Source organism: Streptomyces sp. NPDC001880 (assembly GCF_053594575.1).
Genome location: NZ_JBSFET010000004.1, coordinates 13,587 through 31,564, shown reverse-complemented (window position 1 = coordinate 31,564; position 17,978 = coordinate 13,587). Strand labels below are relative to the sequence as shown.

The following is a 17,978-nucleotide window of genomic DNA, read 5'->3' as shown; positions in this document are numbered from 1 at the left end:
ACCTGGGGTTTTGGGGCCTAGGCCAGTCTAGGTCCGGCCCGCCCCGGCCGCATCGGAGACGCTGGGTGCCGCCGTTCATGCCGGTGACCCTCAAGCCTCCCCCTGCGGAGAGCCAAGCCCAGGGTCGCCGTAACGTGTCTTGTTCACGTCAGCACGATCCCAGGGGGGATACATGTCGTACGGCTATCCGCCGCCCCAGCCGGGTGAGCAGCCCCAGCCCGGTCAGCCGCCTCAGCCCGGTCAGCAGCCCCAGCAGCTGCCGCCGTCGCCGTATGCGCAGTGGCCGCAGCCCGGCCCCGGGGCGTACGGCTGTCCACAGCCGCCGAGTAAGTCCCGTACCGGGCTTGTCGTCACCCTGTCCGTGCTCGGCGGGGTGGTCCTTCTGCTGGCGGCCGGTGTGCTGATCGCGGTGACGAGCGCAGGCGGTTCGTCGTCGACGGCCAAGCCGAAGCCCTCGGCGGCGGAGCCCACGAAGAGCGAGACGCCCGCGACGGGCGGGGCCTCCGATGCGCCCACCGAGCTGCCGGCTCTCGAAGGCACGGACGCCGAGGGCGATGTGCGGATCACCCGGTGCGAGGTGGACTCGCTGACCGAGTGGCCGGATGCGGACGTGGAGGTCGTGAACCACTCCGACACCCAGGCGTCCTACATCGTGTCCGTCGAGTTCGTGGACGGCGACGGTACGCGCCGGGCCTCGGGGCTGGCGACGGCCACCGACCTCGCGGCGGGGCAGAAGTCGGTGCAGAAGGCCCAGGGGCTGGGGAAGGTCCCGGGCAAGATGACCTGCAAGGTCGCGAAGGTGACACGGCTTCCTTCGTCGTAGCGGCTGACGCGGAGGCGGTGCCCGGTCGGAGGGGAGCGCGCCGTGCGCGCCCATTCGGGAGACACCCGCACGGGCGCGTCCGAGTGGTCGCGCGGGAGGGGGCCACGCAGAGTCGGTTCTGTCCCACAGTCTCGATCCGGCCAAGGAGTTTCGATGGCACACTCAGCACCCGCGCCAGGTCCGGTCCCGGTCGGTTCCGGCGGCCAGAGGGACGTCAACCCCTGGGCAACCGGCGGGATCATGTTCGCCGGTGTCCTGATGCTCGTCGACGGTGTCCTCGGAGTGATCAAGGGAATCAGCGGCATCGCCTCCGACGACGTGTACGCGCACCTCAGGAACTACACCTTCAAGTTCGATGTGAGCTCCTGGGGGTGGATCCACCTCGTTCTCGGCATCGTGCTCGGAGTCGTCGGCCTGGGAATCCTCAAGGGTGCCGACTGGGCCCGCGCCACGGGTGTGGCGGTCGCGGCGATCAGCCTGATCATCAACTTCATCTGGCTGCCGTACAACCCGGTCTGGGCGCTCGTCTCCGTCGCCATCGACGGGTTCGTGATCTGGGCCCTGTGCACGGGCGACGTGAAGGCGGCCATCTGAGCGGGGACGGGTGCCAATGGCTGGAGGTAGAGGTGGAACTCGCCGGTCTTGCCGCCGAGGCGTATGTCTACGGGTATCCGCTGGTCCGTGACCTGTCGGTGGTCGAGGACTTCATGCACACGGGCTTCGGTCCGTTGCCGCCCACGCCCTTCAACCACTTCGCGCACGCGGGCCGGTCGTCGTCGACGGACATGCCCTCCATGTCCGTCGACGACACCGTCCGCTGCGTCGTCCATCTCGATCTCTCCGGTGGACCGGTGCTGCTGCGCCTTCCCGGAGCGGACGGAGCGGACGGAGCGGGCGGAGCAGGCGGTGCGTACTGCGTGTTTCAGTTCGTTGATGCCTGGACCAACAACTTCGCGTACGTCGGGCGCCGTGTCACGCCCGCCCAGGCCGGGGACTGGCTCGTCGTTCCCCCGGGCTGGGCGGGCAGCGTGCCCGACGGTGTGCTCGGGGTCATCGACGCACCCACGTCCGTCGTCTCCGTCATCGGGCGCAACATCTGCGCCGACTCCGACGCCTCCGAGCAGGGCCGCGGGCTCCAGGAGCAGCTGGGCGTCACATACGTCGAACCGGGCACGCACCGTACGGGACTGCCCGCGCCCGACCCCGACGTACCGGAGGCACTGCGGTTCTTCGAGCAGCTCAGGGTGTGGATGGCCGACTTCCCGCCGTCCGCGCCCGACCAGGCGTACCAGGACCGGTTCCAGCCGCTGGGGCTGCTGGAGGAGGGGCCCTCGCCGTACACCCGGGCCGACCCCGCCCTCGTAGGGGCGCTGGCCGAGGGCCTGGCGCGGGGAAGGATGTGGTTGGAGGAGGCGAGCCGGGCCGCGGCGGCGCGCGGGGGGTGGGTGATGGACCCGCATCTCTTCGACTACAACCTCGACCACCACGGCGTCGGAACCATCGATTCCCCGGAGTGGCGGATCGCCGACCGCGAGGCGTCCTACCGGACCAGGGCGGTCGCGGCGCGGGGCTCGCTGTGGGGCGTGCACGGTTACGAGGCGGTGTACGCCCACATCTCCAGCGACGCCGGGGGCGAGCGGCTGAACGGGGACCACTCCTACGTGATGCGCCTGGAAGGTCCGCCGCCGGTCGAGGCGGGCTGGTCCCTGGCCGTGTACGACATGGCCGGTCAGCGGATCGGCGAGGCCCTGGCGGGGCGTGGCCCGGGGTACGGGGAGGACGGTTCGCCTACGGTCCGCATCGGGCGGGAGCGGCCGGACGACCCGGACGCGGATCCGGATGCGGCGGCGGACCGGGCGCACCGGCTGTCCGCGCCCGACGGGGACTTCCGGCTCGTGCTCAGGCTCTGCGCGCCGGGTCCCGGGATCCTTGACGGGACGTACGCGATGCCCGCCGTCGAACGGACTCGGTGAGGAGGGGAGGGGAGGCGGCCGGACCGGGCGGAGGCGGGGCGGCTGTCAGTGGTGCGGTTCACACTGGAGACATGTGCCGCAGCATCAAGACCCTTCGTCCGCCCGCCATCCCCGAAGAAGCCACCGAGGAGGAGATCCGGGCTGCCGCTCTGCAGTTCGTGCGCAAGGTGTCCGGCTTCCGCGCTCCGGCCGCGCACAACCAGGAGGTGTTCGACCGGGCCGTCGACGAGATCACCGAGGCGACCGTCAGACTCCTGGACGGGCTGGAGATCCGGGGTGCGGTCAGGACGCCGTAGTGGCCGTCGCGCTCGCCGGTGCCGCGGCGGCGGCCTCCGCCGCCGGGCGGCGCACAAGATACGCGGCCAGGGCGCCCGCAACGAACAGGGCAAGGACCGAGACGGCCGTGGCCACCCACGTCGCTCCGAGCCACTGGCCGCCGAAGTAGCCGAGGCCCACGCTGTAGCCGGCCCATGCCACGCCCGCCAGGGCCGACCAGGGCAGGAATTCCTTGACCTTGCGATGCGCGGCGCCCGCGCCCAGGGAGACCACCGAGCGCCCGGCCGGGGCGAAGCGGGCGATGATGACGAGGATGCCTCCGCCCCGGGCGAGGGCGGCGCCGAGGTGTTCCTGTGCGGAGGTGAGGCGGCGGGAGCGGGCGATGGCCCGGTCCAGGCGTTCCCCGCCGCGCCGGGCCAGCCGGTACGCGACGAGGTCGCCGAGCACCGAGGCGCAGGCCGCGCAGAGGATCAGGGCGAGCAATGAGGGGACCTCGGTCACCTGCCCGGCGGCGCCGGCGCCCGTGACGGTCGTCGAACCGGCGGCAGCTGTTGCGGCGGTGATCACCAGGACCCCGCTGGGCAGCAGGGGCAGGAAGACGTCCAGCAGCACCGAAAGGGCGATCACGGCGTAGATCCATGGGCTGCCGGTCAGCGCGCCCACACTCTCAAGCACCTACTACTCCCCGATTCGGAACAACGCCGCGACGTCGCAGGGGAGCGGCAGGAGCGGCAGGGTCGGCTGTACAGCGTACGCCTGGCGTTCATCCAGTGATCCATAAATACGAACGATGTTGGGAACCTCACGTACACCCGGAAATGGGAAGACTCGGTTCCGGGAGCATGCCCGGATGCACGTGAGGAACGGCCCGTTTCGGCCCAGGGGAGCGGCCCGTGGACGGGGGAGCGGTCGCGTACGGATCAGACCGTCACGGGCGGTGCCTGCTCGGACGCGCGGTTTTTGTCGCGCTCCGTGCCGCCCCGGCTGAACAGCCGGTCCAGGGCGAGTGCGCCGGGGGCCGGTGAACACCAGCAGGAGGAACGCCCAGCAGAAGACTGGCCGAGGGCTCGCCGCCGTTCTGCAGCGGGAACAGCGCCTCGGGCTGGTGGACCTTGAAGTACGCGACCGGGATCGGTCGGGGCCGCCTCGCGGGCCCGGCGGGCCTCCCCGGCGTCGTGCGTCTGCCGCTGCCGCTGCCGCTCGTCGGGCGCGCGGGCCGTGCGGGTGTCGGCCATGAGCGGCCGTACTCGGCCGAAAACGTGTCGATGATTTCGGCGTGGGTGGAGGTGGTGCCGGTGGTCGGGGAGGTGGCGAAACGGCGCTCTTGCGTCCACCCGTGCGCACGGGTATGGAGCCGTGCGGCGTGCACGGCTCCGCATGGTGCGGAACGACGTGTGTGGGGTCCCCGAGGGTCAGCGGTAGTCGTCCGCCGGCCTGTCCTTCCCGCCGTACCTGATGTCCTCGATGTACGCCCAGGCGTCCGGCTGGCTGCCGTCGATGTCCCGGATTCCGTAGGTCCTGGCGAGTTCCGCGCTGGAGGTGGACTTCCCGTTCCAGCGGGCTGCCCGGTCCGGGTCGGCGGCGAGCGCGGCGACCGCGCGGGCGAGGTAGTGCGGCGATTCGGCGATCGCGAAGGTCGGTTCCTGGGCGACGGCATCGCGCCAGTTCTCCTCGCTCACGCCGAAGTGGGCGAGCATCTGTTCCGAGCGCAGGAAGCCCGGTGTGACGGCGACCGCCGTCCCTCCGTACTCCGCCAGCTCCTCGCCCAGCCCGAAGGCGATCCGGATCGGGGCGTTCTTCGCCAGGTCGTAGTAGAGGTTCTCGCGGAAACGGCGATTGGAGACCGCTGTGCCGTCGGTGACCTCCACGTGCAGGGGCGCGTCGGAGCGGACCAGGAGCGGGAGGGCGAGTGCCGCGGTGATCACGTGCGAGCGCACGCCGAGTTCCAGGATGCGCAGGCCGTCGGCGAGCGGCGTCTCCCAGCTCTTCTTGCCGAAGACGGAGCCGATGAGCAGGTGCTCGCCGCCCCAGAGGTCGTTGACCAGGATGTCGAGCCGTGCCTGTTCGCGGTCGATCCGTTCGACGAGGGCGCGAACCCGGTCCTCGTCCAGGTGGTCGGTGGGGACGGCGATACCGGTGCCACCGGCGGCGGTGACCAGTTCCGCGGTCTCCTCGATGGTCTCTGTGGTCCGGCCGACCTCGCTGGCGTGCTCGCGGGTGGTACGCCCGGTGACGTAGACGGTGGCGCCGGCGCGGCCGAGTTCGACGGCGAGGGCGCGTCCCGCGCCGCGGGTGGCTCCGGCGACGAGCGCGATCCGGCCGGTGAGCGGGCCGTCCTGGCCGTTGGGCTGGGTGTTCCTGTCCTTGTCCATGGCACCACGGTGCACGTTAAAGGCGACAGATCATGTCGCCTTTTCCTGAGTCGTTTCCGTGTGTCCTGCGGGCGGGGGCGCTCCTGTGTTTCTGGCCAAGGTCCGAGGCCAGTGGGTTCGTGTTGTCGACGGCGTGGGGCCGAGCCGCGTGTGGGGGGAATGAGCGATGGCCAGGTCACGATCAGGCTGGCGAGTGGCGAGTGGCGAGTGGCGAGTGGCGAGTGGCGAGGCACTGGTGCTGTGGCGTCGGGCCGGCGACGCTCCGGATGACGGACCTCGGTCGGGTTGTCGATGACCGGGCGCCTGGGCGCCGATCCATCGCATGGCCGGAACGCTGGACAGGGCGTTTCCCGAGCTGTTCGCACCCGACCGTGACGAGCGGCCGGAAGTCGCTCGTCAGCGGTCCGCCGATGCCTCCGGGCCCGGCGACCACTCCCGGATCAACAACGACAAGGGAGGAAGTCGTGCCGGACCCGAAGGCCGGAGGCTCCACTGCGGAGCCACGAAAGAGATGACGAGGACTCAGGTTTCCAAGACCGGTGCGGAGATCAGCAGTTGTTCAGGAAGGACTGCAGGGCGCTCTTCTCGGCCGGGTCGACGGTCAGGTCGTAGTAGTGCTTCACATGCACCCAGGCCCGCACGTACGTGCACTTGTACGCGGTGCGCGAGGGCATCCACTCCGCCGGGTCCTTGTCGCCCTTGGCCTGGTTGACGTTGTCCGTGACCGCAATGAGCTGCGGGCGCGTCAGGTCGTTGGCGTACGCCTGGCGCTCGGCGGTCGTCCAGCTGCTGGCGCCCGAGCGCCAGGCCTCGGCGAGCGGGACCATGTGGTCGATGTCCAGATCGGATGCGGCGGTCCAGGTGGCGCCGTCGTACTCCGAGTACCAAGTGCCGCTGACGGCGGCGCAGCTGGAGTCCTGGGTCACGTTGGTGCCGTCGCGCTCCAGGACGACCTCACGGGTGTTGCAGGCGCCCGACTGGGTGATCCAGTGCGGGAACTTGTCGCGGCTGTAGCCGGTCGACGAGCCCTCTGCGGCGACGGTCAGCTCGCTGAGGTAGGTGCGGGCCGTCGAAGCGGAGACCGGGGTGGGCATGGCCGCCTGGGCGGTGGGGGCGGTGAGCAGGCCGGTGGTTGCGGCAAAAGCGGCGGATGCGGCGACGACGGCGATGCGACGCGCGTAGACACCAGACATACGAACTCCCTTGATGTGGGGGACCTTGGACGGGTGACCCGTGGGGCCCGGCCATCCTGGCGGTGCCGGGTTTCCGTGGGGTGGGCACCAGGTAACAGGGTGGCGACATGGGCACGTCACTTCAAGGGCTTTGGTGAACAGGTCTGGGGCGTGGGGGCGTACGTCCACATCTGCGCGGGCGCGCAGGCTGACGCGGTGACAAGTCGGCGCCCTGGAAGCATGGTTCGCGTGAGTGGGCAGGGGTGGGCCCGGTCGTGGGGCTGCGGCGCGCTGCTACCGGTGACTGCGGCATCCTCATCGGCGGTGCGCTGACCGCGACCGTGCTCGGCGGGCGGCGGGCGCTGGTTGGATTGACGGCCCCGCGCGGGGAGGCGGGGGCGGCGCTCGGGCTGCTCGACCGTGGGGTGGGAGGGAGATTGCCCGGCCCGCGGCGTCGGACGCGTTGCCGCCGGGGCTCGATCAGACCCGGACGGCGGGGCTCGTGGCCCTGCCGGGTGCCTTCGTGGGCATGCTGCTGGGCGGCGCCTCACCGGTGCAGGTGGGGGCCGTGCAACTGTTCGTACTGGTAGCCCTGATGGTCATGCAGAGGGTGGCCGTTGCGATGGTGCTCGAACTGGTGGGGGCGGCTGACCGAGGCCGAGGCCGGGGCGAGTGCCGCCGGGCTGCGGCTATCGCACGCTGATGTGCAGCCGGACCGAGCCGTCGGGCGCCGCCTCCACCCGGATCTGCGTCAGGTCCTCGACATGCGCGTCGGGGGAGAGCGCCCCGGCGCGCGGGCCGACGCCCACGACTCGCATGCCCGCGGCCCGGCCCGCCGCGATACCCGCCTCCGAGTCCTCGAGGACGACGCAGTCCGCAGCGGCGAAGCCCAGCTCGGCCGCGCCCTTGAGGAAGCCCTCCGGGTCCGGCTTGCTGGCGCCGACGCTCTCGGCGGTGACGCGGATCTCCGGCATCCGCAGGCCCGACGCGGTCATCCGGGCGCGGGCCAGTGCCTCGTCGGCCGAGGTGACCAGGGCGTGCGGGAGCGCGGCGATCGCGTCCATGAAGGCGGAAGCGCCGCCGATCGGTACGACGCCGTCGGTGTCCGCGGTCTCCTCGGCGAGCATGACCCGGTTGTCCGCGTAGTTCTGCTCCATCGGGCGGTCCGGGAGGAGGTACGCCATGCTGGCGTACCCCTGCCGCCCGTGGACGACCTTGAGTGCGGCCTCCGGGTCCAGTCCCTCGCGCAGCGCCCAGCGCCGCCAGCAGCGCTCCACGACGGCGTCGGAGTTCACCAGAGTGCCGTCCATGTCCAGGAGGAGGGCGCGGGCGGTGAGGACGGTGGCCGGCATGGGCGGGCTCCAGGGCGCGGGGAAAAGGGAACAAGCAGCCCCGCCCGCCGGTCAGGGGGTGGCGGGCGAGGCTACTTTGTTCCATCACGATACAAAGGCCTGCCGGAGAAAGCCAATCCGTTCCGTTCCGGGTGGTCCGGTCCGATCCGTCCGGGGGGCCGGGAGGTTCGGGGGTTCGGGTGGTCGACGTGTTCGTCCCCGGGGTCAGGAGGGTCCTCGGCCCGGCGCCACCGAGCCGAGCAAGAGCGGCATCGTCGCCGCCGCGTCCTGCGAAGAACGCTTCGACCCCGGCTGCTCCTCGGGTGGTCCCTGCCGCAGCCGTGTCGTTCCCCAGCGTCACGTACGGCCGGATCCGCAGGGGATCGAAGCCCTTGGCGGCCGCGATCTCCGCCCGGTCGGCCGCCGACCGCTCGGCCCGGTGCCGCTCGGCGGCGAGGTACTGCTCAAAGGCCGGCTGTCCTCAGTCGCACGCGGGCCCGGTGCCGCTCGGTCTTGGTCAGGTCTGCTGTCGATACGCACTCCGGGCCTGTGCGCCCGGCCCATATGCCCGGTCGTTGCGGGCCCCTCCCCTTGCCTGCCCGGCGATTGGGCAGCCCGCTTCCGGTCCGTACCTGCTCAGCAGGCCATAACCGTACGGAAAGGCCAGGATGGGGATGTAGCGGACCCGAGGAGATGTTTCATGGCCCAGCATCTGAGCCCTTCGGCCCCGGCCCCGGCCCCCGGTGAAGGGCGCTCCACGCGGTCCGTCCTCGTGGCCATCGGTGCGCTGCTCCTCGGTATGCTCCTGGCCGCACTCGATCAGACCATCGTCTCCACCGCGCTGCCGACCATCGTCAGCGACCTCGGTGGCCTGGAACATCTTTCCTGGGTGGTCACGGCCTATCTGCTGGCGTCGACCGCCGCGACCCCGCTCTGGGGCAAGCTCGGCGACCAGTACGGGCGCAAGAAGCTCTTCCAGGCCGCCATCGTCATCTTCCTCATCGGCTCGGCGCTCTGCGGTATCGCCCAGAACATGCCGCAGCTCATCGGCTTCAGGGCTCTTCAGGGGCTCGGCGGCGGCGGCCTCATGGTGCTCTCGATGGCGATCGTCGGCGATATCGTCGCGCCGCGCGAACGGGGCAAGTACCAGGGTCTGTTCGGGGCGGTCTTCGGTGCGACGAGCATCCTCGGACCGCTCCTCGGCGGTCTGTTCACCGAACACCTCAGCTGGCGCTGGGTCTTCTACATCAACCTGCCGATCGGTGTCGTCGCGCTCCTGGTGATCGCCGCCAGGCTGCACATCCCGGTCCGCGGCACGAAGCACACCATCGACTACCTCGGCACCTTCCTCATCGCCTCCGTAGCCACCTGCCTGGTCCTCGTCGCCTCGCTCGGCGGCACCACCTGGGCCTGGGGATCGGCGCAGATCATCGGTCTCGCCGTGCTGAGCGTGCTGCTGCTGATCGCCTTCGTGTACACCGAACACCGGGCCGCCGAGCCCGTCATCCCGCTGAAACTCTTCCGGATCAGGACCTTCAGCCTCGTCGCCGTCATCAGCTTCGTCGTCGGCTTCGCGATGTTCGGCGCCATGACCTATCTGCCGACCTTCCTCCAGGTGGTGCACGGCATCTCGCCGACGATGTCCGGTGTGTACATGCTCCCGATGGTGCTGGGCCTGCTCATCACCACGACCGCCTCCGGCCAGATCGTCAGCCGTACCGGCCGCTGGAAGGTCTTCCCGATCGCCGGCACCGGTCTGACCGCCATCGGGCTCATGCTCCTGCACCGGCTCACGGAGACCAGCAGCACCTGGCAGATGAGCAGCTACTTCTTCGTCTTCGGCGCGGGACTCGGCCTGGTGATGCAGGTCCTGGTGCTGGTCGTGCAGAACGCCGTCACGTACGAGGATCTCGGCGTCGCCACCTCCGGGGCCACCTTCTTCCGCTCCATCGGCGCCTCGTTCGGCGTCGCCGTCTTCGGCACGATCTTCACCAACCGGCTCACCGACAAACTGGCCGCCGCGCTCGCCGGTCAGCCGCTGCCGCCCGGGGCCGGGGTGGAGGGGCTGGCCTCCGACCCGCGCGCCATCGGGCAACTGCCGCCCGCGCTGCGGCCCGCGGTGCTCCACGCGTACTCGACGTCGATCACGGACGTGTTCCTGTACGCGGCGCCCGTCGTGCTGATCGCTTTCGCGCTCGCCTGGTTCCTCAAGGAGGACAAGCTGCGCGGCTCGGTGACCGCCCCCGAGCCCACCGAGACTTTGGCGTCGAACCCGGTCGAGCGGTCCTCGTACGACGAATGCGCCCGTGCCCTCTCGGTGCTCGCCACGCGTGCGGGGCGCCGCGAGATCTACGTGAAGATCACCAAGAGGGCGGGGTACGACCTGCTGCCCGCGGCGAGCTGGATGCTGCTGCGCATCAGACGGCACGGCACGGTCGAACCGGCCATGCTCGCCGACATGGCCCCGGTGCCGCTGCGGGTGATCAGTGACGCGGCCCGTCAGCTGGAGGAACGCGGACTGGTGCGGCGCGAGGGCGTGCAACTGGTGCTCACCGCGACCGGCTCGGAAGCGGTGGTGAAGCTCGCGCAGGCCCGCGAGGAGTCCATGGCCGAACTGCTGGGCGACTGGTGGGGACCGGACCGCCCGACCGATCTGGTCAGGCTCGTGGAGGAACTGACCGCCGAGACGAGCGGGTCGAGCAAGGAACGGCCGCACAGCCCCGAACCGAAGCGGGACCACGCGGCCTGAGCCGTACGAGGAACGGCCGCACAGCCCCGAATCGAAGCGGGACCACGCGGCCTGAGCCGTACAACGAGCTCCGCTACGGCCTCGCAGGCAGTTCCTTCGCGAACCAGTGCTCCGCGTACTGCCGCCGGTGGAACGCCGGAACCTCCCGGTAGCCGTGCTTGGCGTACAGCCCCCGCGCCTCGACCAGGTCGTTGCGGGTGTCGAGGCGGAGCGTGCGGATGCCGAAGGCGCGCGCCGCGTTCTCGACGGCCGCCAGGAGCAGCCCGCCGCCGCCCGTGCCGCGGTGCTCGGGGCGTACGAACACCCGGGTCAGCTCAGCGGTGTCCGCGTCCACCACCAGCAGCCCGGCGCAGGCCGCCGCCGTCCCGTCGAACCGGCCGACGACGAACTGACCGGTGGGCGGGACGAGCAGGTCGGCCCCGTCGTCGGTGAGCCCCTCGTCGATCTCCTGGGCGGTGGCGGGCCGCCCCCAGTACCGGCCGGCGACCTCGCCGTAGTAACCGCGGCGCAGCGACGAGGCGTCGGGGGAGTCGAACGGTTCGGGGGCCAACGTCCAGGTCATGCCGGTCATTCTGACCTGGGCACGATCAAGCAGGCCAACGATTTCACCGGACACCCGCCGCCGCGGACGGCACCGTCCGCAGCCGTCGGCTCCGCCGCACCAGCAGCACCGCGGCGACCACCACCAGTACGGCCCCGAGCAGCGACAGCACCCAGGCGGGGACGCCGGCCACGGCCAGCAACTCATTCCGGTTACACCTGCCTCCGGGACGGGGTGTCGGCGTCGGCCGCGCGCAGCTCGTGACCGCCGTCGATCCGCCGCGGCGGAGTACGTGTCGTCCACGCGCGCCCCTCACCCCGCACACTCCGCTTCCCCCTTGTGTGCCGCATGTCCCGTCGGCCTCCCTCGTGATCGACAACACGGGAAGGGGCGTACGAACCGCAGTTCCAGTTCCGGCCATGGATCCGTTTCCGGCGGCTCGCCTCGCCCGTCCGCTCGGACACGCTTTCGGGCAAAAGTGGGACGACAGTCGGGTGACGAGGGGGTTGATTTCGCCTACCTCGTAGTGCAATGCGATGGTTTCACGGCACGCCCGGATCGAGGAACGGGTACCGGAACGGCGGGAGGGTCGGCGCAGCGTGGCGAATGCGGAGCACAGTGCGCGCGGGGACGCGGCGACGGGGGCGAGGACCGGGACTGCCCGAGCTCTGCTCTGGCTGCTTGTGGCCGCTCTGACTGTACGTCAGATGGCGGTGGTGTTAAGACAGCCGCCGGGCGAACGGCTCACCGGACTGAGGACCTGGATCGGCGAGAACGGCGTCCTGCATGTGACGGGCTCGCTGTACGACAACGACCGGTTCACCGGTACCCCGTTCGCCGGACTGGTACTGGAACCACTGACCCGTACCGCAGAACAGAGCCTGGGCGTCGCCTGGACCTTCGGCTCGCTGCTGCTGGTCGCCGCGCTGGGCGTCGTCACCGCCCGCGCGCTGCCGGGACCGGTTTCCCGGCGCACCACGTTGCCGGCCGCACCCGTCGCGATCAGCCTGCTGATGCTCTCGCTGCCGGTCCGCGACGCGCTGCACCTGGGGCAGACCAGCATCCTGCCGGTCCTGCTGGTGCTGCTGGGCTGTTGCGCGGTCCGCGGGGAACGCGCCGCGGGCATCCTGATCGGACTGGCTGCCGCGCTCCAGCCGATCGTGCTGCTCTTCGCCGCGCTGCTCCGGCTGACCGGGCGACGACAGGCCGCGCTGACCGGCGGCGCCGTGTTCGCCGCCTGCACGGCGCTCGCCTGGGCCGCGATGCCGGGCGACTCGTGGACGTACTGGGTGCACCACGTCGCGGGAACCGGGCTCGGCGGCGACGCGGACAGCCTCGCCAACCAGTCCCTGCATAGCGCCCTGCTCCGGTTCGGGCTCGCGGGCCCGTGGGAGATCGTGCTCTTCGTGATGCCGGCGGCCGCCGTCTGCTTCTTCGGGCTGCGTCGCGCCGCACGGTACGCGGGGGACGGGCAGCCGCTCCTCGCCGTCGCCGTGACCGGCTGTGTCGCCGTAGCCGTCTCGCCGACCGCCTGGCAGCACCAACTGCTGTGGGTGCTGCTCGCAGTGGTCGGCCGGGTCGGGAAGCGGGCCTCCGACCGGCTGGTCTGGCCCGCGGTCGTGGTCCTCGTGCTCACCCTGCCCGGGAGCATGCTGCTGCCGAACATCGAGGCGCTCGGCCCCGTACGCGACAACGTGCTGCTGATCGCCGCGCTCGCCGCGGCCTGCGCCGTGCCGTTCCTGCCGCGCACCTCGGAGCACTGGCAGCCCCCGATCCCCACGGACTACGCGGTCCCTGTCCCGGCCCGCTGGAGCTGCGTCCCGCTGCCGTTATGGCGGCGGGTGCCGAGCCGGCCCAGCCTGTTGCTGGAACTGCTCCTGATCAGGGTCGTCTACTCCGCGTACGCCCAAGTCAGGCTCGCGGCGACGGCCGGCCGCGCGACCGCCGAGCAGCACGGCCGCCAGATCCACTCCATCGAGCAGCGGCTGCACATCGACTTCGAGCACCGGATCAATCACGCGGTCGTGGGCATCGGCCGGCTGCGGGGATTCTTCGACCACTACTACACGACGTTCCACTTCATCGTGCCGATGGTGATCCTCTCAGTGCTCTGCGTACGGCGCCCCGCGGACTACCGCTGGGCCCGCAGCGCCCTCTGCTTCGCCACGCTCCTCGCGCTGGTCGGCTTCTGGCTCTACCCGCTGGCCCCGCCGCGCCTGATGCCGGGGCTCGGCTTCGTCGACACGGTCCACGGTGTCCAGGACTTCGCGAAGCCGGACTACGGAAGTCTGACCGCGATGACCAACCAGTACGCGGCGATGCCCTCGCTGCATTTCGGCTGGTCGCTCTGGTGCGGGGTGGTCGTCGCCGTGCTGGCCCCGAAGGCGTGGATGAAGGCGCTGGGGCTGCTGCACCCGCTCTTCACGGTCTCCGCGATCATCGCCACGGCCAATCACTGGTTGCTGGACGCGGTGGGCGGAGCGGTCGTGGTAGCGCTCGGCTTCGGGCTCACCCATCTGCTGGCGGGGCCGCGGAGGCTGCGGCAGATGACCGCACCGGTGGCGGAGCCGCGGGACGCCCCGGAGCGGCCGGCGCCGCTGCCGGAATCGAGAACGACGCCGGAACCGAGAACGACGGACGCGGCGCTGGGCAGCAAGCAGCTCTGAGGGCCCGAAAGGGCCGAAGGGGTGCCGGGACGAACGCCTCGTCCTGGCACCCCTTCGGCGTGGATCGCCGCCTGACCAGCATCCGCCCTCCGGCGCCGGTCCGCCACTCGAACAGCTCAGGAGCCGGCCGGCCCGAGGGCCCATGCGGCGAGTGAGAGCGTCGCCATGGAGGTCACCGTCGATGCCACCACCGCATCGCGGGCCGGCCGGGTGTCCAGTCCGTACTGCTGGGCGTAGATGAAGGCGTTCTGAGCGGTCGGCAGCGCCGAGCAGAGCACCACGGCAAGGAGTTGGTGCTCCGGCAGATGCAGCAGCGGGCCGCCGACGGCGCATGCGATCAGGGGCTGGACCAGTGTCTTCAGCGCCACCACCACGGTGACCTCGGCACGCGCCGTGCGCCCCGCGCCCTCCGTACGCACCGGCTGTGCCGCGTTCGGTGCGAGTTCCGCCGAACCAGCGGCGGCCGGGCGGGAGTTCAGGGACAGCCCCAGTGTGATCAGTGCCGTCGGCACGGCGGCATCGCCGAGCAGGTCGCAGGAGTGGGCGAGCACGTGCGGCAGCCGCAGTCCGAGCGCGGACACGGCCACCCCGAGCAACGAGGCCATGATGATGGGGTTGCGGACCGGCATGGTCAGCATCCGCCGGAACACCACGGCCTTCCCGGAGCCCGCCCCCGTCCCCGTGTCCAGCAGCGTCAGGATCACCGGGGAGACCAACAGCACCTGGAACAGGATGACCTGGGCGACGAACGACGCGTCACCGAGCACCTGGACCGCCACCGGAATGCCGAGGTTGGAGGAGTTGACGTAGCCCGACGTCATGCCGCCGATCGCCCGGTCGGCCGTGCCCCGGCCGAAGAGCCGGCCGGCCGCCAGGAACCCCAGACCGCAGACCAGCGCGGTGCCCGCGGCGAACGCGACCATCGAGGAGTTGGCGAAGGAGGCCGGCCGCGCCCCGGACGCCATGGTGAACAGGGCGGCGGGCATGGCCACATGGAAGACGAACCGGCCGAGCACGGTCTCCGCCCGATCGCCCAGCAGACCGCTGCGGCCGACCACGTAACCGATGGCGGTGAGCATCCATATGGGGGCGAAGGCGGAGAGCAGGGCGTGCATGTCCGCCATGATCCTCGCGCCATTGTGCGCCGCCCGCACAGGAGTTCGGCCGGGTGCGATGCCGTGAGCCGGTACGGACGGCGGGGGCCGAGGCGTGAGGAATGAGACCCCCGCCGTCCGAGACGAGCCCCCACCGTCCGAAACGACTGCTCCGCCGTCCGGAACCGACGGCAGCGGTCAGCGCTTGGCGGTGCTGACCTGGAGCTGCTTGATCCCGTTGAGCCATGCCGAGCGCAGCCGCCGCGGATCGTCGGCCAGCCGCAGGTCGGGCAGTACGTCGGCGATCGCGTTGAAGATCAGGTTGATCTCCATCACGGCAAGGGACTTGCCGAGGCAGAAGTGCGGACCGCCGCCGCCGAAGCCGAGGTGGGGGTTGGGATCACGGCGGATGTCGAAGGCCTCCGGGTTCTCGAAGACCTCGGGGTCGTTGTTGGCCGACGAGTAGAACAGCCCGACCCTGTCGCCCTTCTTGATCTGCTGCCCGCCCAGTTCGGTGTCCTGAGTGGCGGTCCGCTGGAAGGAGACCACGGGGGTGGCCCAGCGGACGATCTCCTCGGCGGTCGTCTCCGGGCGTTCGCGCTTGTAGAGCTCCCACTGGTCCGGGTGGGTGAGGAAGGCGTGCATGCCGTGGCTGATGGCGTTGCGGGTGGTCTCGTTGCCGGCGACGGCGAGCAGGATCACGAAGAAGCCGAACTCGTCGGAGGAGAGGTTCCCTTCACCCTCCGCGGCGACCAGCTGGGAGACGATGTCCTTGGCCGGGCACTCCTTGCGGGCGGCGGCCAGGTTCATCGAGTACGAGACGATCTCCATGGCCGCCTCGGTGCCGGCCTCCTCGGTGATCGCGTACTCGGGATCGTCGTACGCGGCCATCTTGTTGGACCAGTCGAAGATCTTGGACCGGTCCTCCTGCGGTACGCCGATGAGTTCCGCGATGGCCTGGAGCGGCAGCTCGACGGCGATGTTGGTGACGAAGTCGAACGAGCCGTCGTCGTCGGCCGCGGCGAGCGCGGTCTCGACGATCGAGCGGGCGCGGTTGCGCAGCGCCTGCTCCAGGGAGCGCACCGCCCGGGGGGTGAAGCCTCGCTGGACGATCTGGCGGACCCGGGTGTGCTCGGGCGGGTCCATGTTCAGCATGATCAGCTTCTGGACCTCGATCTGGTCCCGGCTGATCGACTCGTTGAAGCGGATGACCGCGGTGTTGGTGTGGGAGGAGAACAGCTCGGGGTGGGTGGAGACGTACTTGACGTCCGCATGCCGCGTGACGACCCAGTAGCCCTCGTCGTCGAAACCGGAGATGCCGGCCGGCTGGGCGCACCACCAGACCGGTGCGGTCTGCCGCATCTGTGCGAACTCCGGGTGCGGAATGCGGTCTTGGAGCAGATCGGGGTCGGTGAAGTCGAACCCTTCGGGCAGATGGGGGCAGGGCATCGGCAGCTCCAGGTCGGTCCGAGGGCCGCCCGGACGTTGCCTGACGGCCCATCAGATGTTGACGGAAAGGTAGTAACGAGTTCTACAACTGGCAAGAGCGGCGGTCCGTTCTGTTGCGTGAAGAGTGAGTGGGCACGGCATGAAGCGGACACAAGGAGCGTGCAGCACTCTTGCGTACCGGGGGTAAGCCTCATAAGACTGCTAAAGAACTAGAACGCGTACTAGTTCCATCCGCGGGCGCCGGGACGCCCCTGCGGAAGCGCGAGGAGAGGACGAGCTCATGGCCGCGGAACCCGTCATCGTCGAAGCCGTACGCACCCCCATCGGCAAGCGCGGAGGCGCGCTCGCCAATCTGCATCCCGGCTATCTGCTGGGCGAGACCTACCGAGAACTCCTCGGCCGCACCGGCATCCACGCCGACTGCGTCGAACAGATCGTCGGCGGCACGGTCACCCACGCCGGCGAGCAGTCCATGAACCCGGCCCGCAACGCCTGGCTCGCCGTGGGGCTTCCGTACGAGACCGCCGCCACCACCGTGGACTGCCAGTGCGGTTCCTCGCAGCAGGCCTCCCACATGGTGGCCAACATGGTCGCGGCCGGGGTCATCGACGTGGGCATCAGCTGCGGTGTCGAGGCCATGTCGCGCGTGCCGCTGGGCAGCGGCTCGAAGCACGGACCGGGCAAGCCCTGGCCCGACGAGTGGAACGTCGACCTGCCCAATCAGTTCGAGGCCGCCGAGCGCATCGCCCGCAAGCGCGGACTGACCCGGGAGAACGTCGACTCGCTCGGGCTGATCTCGCAGGAGCGGGCCGCCGTCGCCTGGGCCGAGGAACGGTTCAAGCGGGAGACGTACGCCGTCCAGGTGCCGACCACCGAGGAGGAGCAGGCGGCCGGACAGGGCATGTGGCGCCTGGTCGACCGGGACGAAGGGCTGCGTGACACCACCATGGAGGGGCTCGGCCGACTCAAGCCCGTCATGCCCACCGCCATCCACACCGCGGGCAACTCCTCGCAGATCTCCGACGGCGCCTGCGCGATCATGTGGGCCTCCAAGCGGATGGCGCGCGCCCTCAAGCTCAAGCCGCGCGCCCGGATCGTCGCCCAGGCCCTGGTCGGCTCGGACCCGCACTTCCACCTCGACGGGCCGGTCGACGCGACCCGCGCGGTGCTCGGCAAGGCCGGGATGTCGCTCAAGGACATCGACATCGTCGAGATCAACGAGGCATTCGCGTCCGTGGTGCTGAGCTGGACCCAGGTCTTCGGGCAGGACCTCGAAAAGGTCAACGTCAACGGCGGAGCCATCGCGCTCGGCCACCCGGTGGGCGCCACCGGGGCCCGGTTAATCACCACGGCCCTGCACGAACTGGAGCGCCGCGACAAGGAGTTCGCCCTCATCACGATGTGCGCGGGCGGCGCCCTGGCCACCGGGACGATCATCCAGCGGCTCTGACAGGCAGGTGGGCCCCGGCCCGGGGTGCTGCGCCCGTGGGGCGGGAGGTGTGGGGGAACCCCGGCCGGTCGTCCGGCCGGGG

General features: G+C 70.6%; 15 protein-coding genes and 1 pseudogene. 8 read left to right on the top strand and 8 right to left on the bottom strand.

The window, feature by feature from the left end; all coding sequences use genetic code 11:
- The first annotated feature begins 172 nt into the window (after window positions 1–172).
- From ACWCQ6_RS03710 to ACWCQ6_RS03695, 4 genes are all read left to right on the top strand, one after another.
- Window positions 173–823 (top strand): hypothetical protein, encoded by a 651-nt coding sequence (locus tag ACWCQ6_RS03710; RefSeq protein WP_451085147.1) that lies wholly within the window; start codon window positions 173–175, stop codon window positions 821–823.
- 153 nt (window positions 824–976) lie between these two features.
- A complete protein-coding gene (locus ACWCQ6_RS03705) occupies window positions 977–1,417 on the top strand; it encodes a DUF7144 family membrane protein (RefSeq protein WP_451085146.1) in 441 nt (146 codons plus the stop codon).
- A 32-nt stretch (window positions 1,418–1,449) separates the two neighbouring features.
- On the top strand, window positions 1,450–2,796 hold the full coding sequence (locus ACWCQ6_RS03700; protein WP_451085145.1) for a DUF1254 domain-containing protein: 1,347 nt from the start codon (window positions 1,450–1,452) through the stop codon (window positions 2,794–2,796).
- A 71-nt stretch (window positions 2,797–2,867) separates the two neighbouring features.
- Window positions 2,868–3,092: a DUF2277 domain-containing protein gene (locus ACWCQ6_RS03695; protein ID WP_072483455.1), complete on the top strand. Its 225-nt coding sequence runs from the start codon at window positions 2,868–2,870 to the stop codon at window positions 3,090–3,092.
- On the opposite strand, the gene ACWCQ6_RS03690 is transcribed toward ACWCQ6_RS03695, so the two are convergent.
- The 3 genes from ACWCQ6_RS03690 to ACWCQ6_RS03680 form a co-directional block, all read right to left on the bottom strand.
- Window positions 3,079–3,747, bottom strand: coding sequence for a DedA family protein (locus ACWCQ6_RS03690; RefSeq protein WP_451085144.1), 669 nt, complete (start codon window positions 3,745–3,747; stop codon window positions 3,079–3,081). The genes ACWCQ6_RS03695 and ACWCQ6_RS03690 overlap by 14 nt on opposite strands.
- Window positions 3,748–4,484: 737 nt before the next feature.
- A complete protein-coding gene (locus ACWCQ6_RS03685; protein ID WP_451085143.1) occupies window positions 4,485–5,444 on the bottom strand; it encodes an SDR family oxidoreductase in 960 nt (319 codons plus the stop codon).
- 548 nt (window positions 5,445–5,992) lie between these two features.
- Window positions 5,993–6,637 (bottom strand): HNH endonuclease family protein, encoded by a 645-nt coding sequence (locus ACWCQ6_RS03680; protein ID WP_451085142.1) that lies wholly within the window; start codon window positions 6,635–6,637, stop codon window positions 5,993–5,995.
- A 236-nt stretch (window positions 6,638–6,873) separates the two neighbouring features.
- Between ACWCQ6_RS03680 and ACWCQ6_RS03675 the strand changes: the two are divergent.
- Window positions 6,874–7,319, top strand: a pseudogene (locus ACWCQ6_RS03675) (ABC transporter permease); the annotation flags it as partial.
- Here ACWCQ6_RS03675 and ACWCQ6_RS03670 read toward each other — a convergent pair.
- Window positions 7,306–7,968 carry an HAD-IA family hydrolase gene (locus ACWCQ6_RS03670; protein WP_451085141.1) on the bottom strand — a complete coding sequence of 221 codons (663 nt, stop codon included), beginning with the start codon at window positions 7,966–7,968 and terminating at the stop codon, window positions 7,306–7,308. The pseudogene ACWCQ6_RS03675 and the gene ACWCQ6_RS03670 overlap by 14 nt on opposite strands.
- Here ACWCQ6_RS03670 and ACWCQ6_RS03665 point away from each other — a divergent pair.
- Window positions 7,925–10,696 carry an MFS transporter gene (locus tag ACWCQ6_RS03665; protein ID WP_451085140.1) on the top strand — a complete coding sequence of 924 codons (2,772 nt, stop codon included), beginning with the start codon at window positions 7,925–7,927 and terminating at the stop codon, window positions 10,694–10,696. The genes ACWCQ6_RS03670 and ACWCQ6_RS03665 overlap by 44 nt on opposite strands.
- Window positions 10,697–10,769: 73 nt before the next feature.
- Here the strand turns inward: ACWCQ6_RS03665 and ACWCQ6_RS03660 are convergent, their stop codons facing one another.
- Together ACWCQ6_RS03660 and ACWCQ6_RS03655 are read right to left on the bottom strand one after the other, a co-directional pair.
- On the bottom strand, window positions 10,770–11,258 hold the full coding sequence (locus ACWCQ6_RS03660; protein WP_451085139.1) for a GNAT family N-acetyltransferase: 489 nt from the start codon (window positions 11,256–11,258) through the stop codon (window positions 10,770–10,772).
- A 43-nt stretch (window positions 11,259–11,301) separates the two neighbouring features.
- On the bottom strand, window positions 11,302–11,430 hold the full coding sequence (locus tag ACWCQ6_RS03655) for a hypothetical protein (protein ID WP_451085138.1): 129 nt from the start codon (window positions 11,428–11,430) through the stop codon (window positions 11,302–11,304).
- Between the two features lie 475 nt (window positions 11,431–11,905).
- Between ACWCQ6_RS03655 and ACWCQ6_RS03650 the strand changes: the two genes are divergently transcribed.
- Window positions 11,906–13,903 carry a bifunctional glycosyltransferase 87/phosphatase PAP2 family protein gene (locus tag ACWCQ6_RS03650; protein WP_451085330.1) on the top strand — a complete coding sequence of 666 codons (1,998 nt, stop codon included), beginning with the start codon at window positions 11,906–11,908 and terminating at the stop codon, window positions 13,901–13,903.
- Between the two features lie 116 nt (window positions 13,904–14,019).
- On the opposite strand, the gene ACWCQ6_RS03645 is transcribed toward ACWCQ6_RS03650, so the two are convergent.
- Both ACWCQ6_RS03645 and ACWCQ6_RS03640 read right to left on the bottom strand, forming a co-directional pair.
- Entirely contained in the window at window positions 14,020–15,027 is a 1,008-nt protein-coding gene (locus ACWCQ6_RS03645; RefSeq protein ID WP_451085137.1) for an AEC family transporter, read from the bottom strand.
- A gap of 168 nt (window positions 15,028–15,195) precedes the next feature.
- The gene (locus ACWCQ6_RS03640; RefSeq protein WP_451085136.1) at window positions 15,196–16,446 is read right to left on the bottom strand and encodes a cytochrome P450; all 1,251 of its coding nucleotides are present in this window, start codon (window positions 16,444–16,446) and stop codon (window positions 15,196–15,198) included.
- A gap of 280 nt (window positions 16,447–16,726) precedes the next feature.
- Here ACWCQ6_RS03640 and ACWCQ6_RS03635 point away from each other — a divergent pair, with 280 nt between their 5' ends.
- Window positions 16,727–17,896, top strand: a complete 1,170-nt coding sequence (locus tag ACWCQ6_RS03635; protein ID WP_451085135.1) for a steroid 3-ketoacyl-CoA thiolase — start codon at window positions 16,727–16,729, stop codon at window positions 17,894–17,896.
- Window positions 17,897–17,978: the final 82 nt, after the last annotated feature.

Excerpts from the sequence above, each read along its gene's own strand:
- ACWCQ6_RS03635 (WP_451085135.1), top strand. The coding sequence starts at position 16,727 with ATGGCCGCGGAACCCGTCATCGTCGAAGCCGTACGCACCCCCATCGGC.
- ACWCQ6_RS03670 (WP_451085141.1), bottom strand. The coding sequence starts at position 7,968 with ATGCCGGCCACCGTCCTCACCGCCCGCGCCCTCCTCCTGGACATGGAC.
- ACWCQ6_RS03640 (WP_451085136.1), bottom strand. The coding sequence starts at position 16,446 with ATGCCCTGCCCCCATCTGCCCGAAGGGTTCGACTTCACCGACCCCGAT.
- ACWCQ6_RS03695 (WP_072483455.1), top strand. The coding sequence starts at position 2,868 with ATGTGCCGCAGCATCAAGACCCTTCGTCCGCCCGCCATCCCCGAAGAA.
- ACWCQ6_RS03710 (WP_451085147.1), top strand. The coding sequence starts at position 173 with ATGTCGTACGGCTATCCGCCGCCCCAGCCGGGTGAGCAGCCCCAGCCC.
- ACWCQ6_RS03705 (WP_451085146.1), top strand. The coding sequence starts at position 977 with ATGGCACACTCAGCACCCGCGCCAGGTCCGGTCCCGGTCGGTTCCGGC.
- ACWCQ6_RS03645 (WP_451085137.1), bottom strand. The coding sequence starts at position 15,027 with ATGGCGGACATGCACGCCCTGCTCTCCGCCTTCGCCCCCATATGGATG.
- ACWCQ6_RS03680 (WP_451085142.1), bottom strand. The coding sequence starts at position 6,637 with ATGTCTGGTGTCTACGCGCGTCGCATCGCCGTCGTCGCCGCATCCGCC.
- ACWCQ6_RS03660 (WP_451085139.1), bottom strand. The coding sequence starts at position 11,258 with ATGACCTGGACGTTGGCCCCCGAACCGTTCGACTCCCCCGACGCCTCG.
- ACWCQ6_RS03665 (WP_451085140.1), top strand. The coding sequence starts at position 7,925 with ATGTCCAGGAGGAGGGCGCGGGCGGTGAGGACGGTGGCCGGCATGGGC.
- ACWCQ6_RS03685 (WP_451085143.1), bottom strand. The coding sequence starts at position 5,444 with ATGGACAAGGACAGGAACACCCAGCCCAACGGCCAGGACGGCCCGCTC.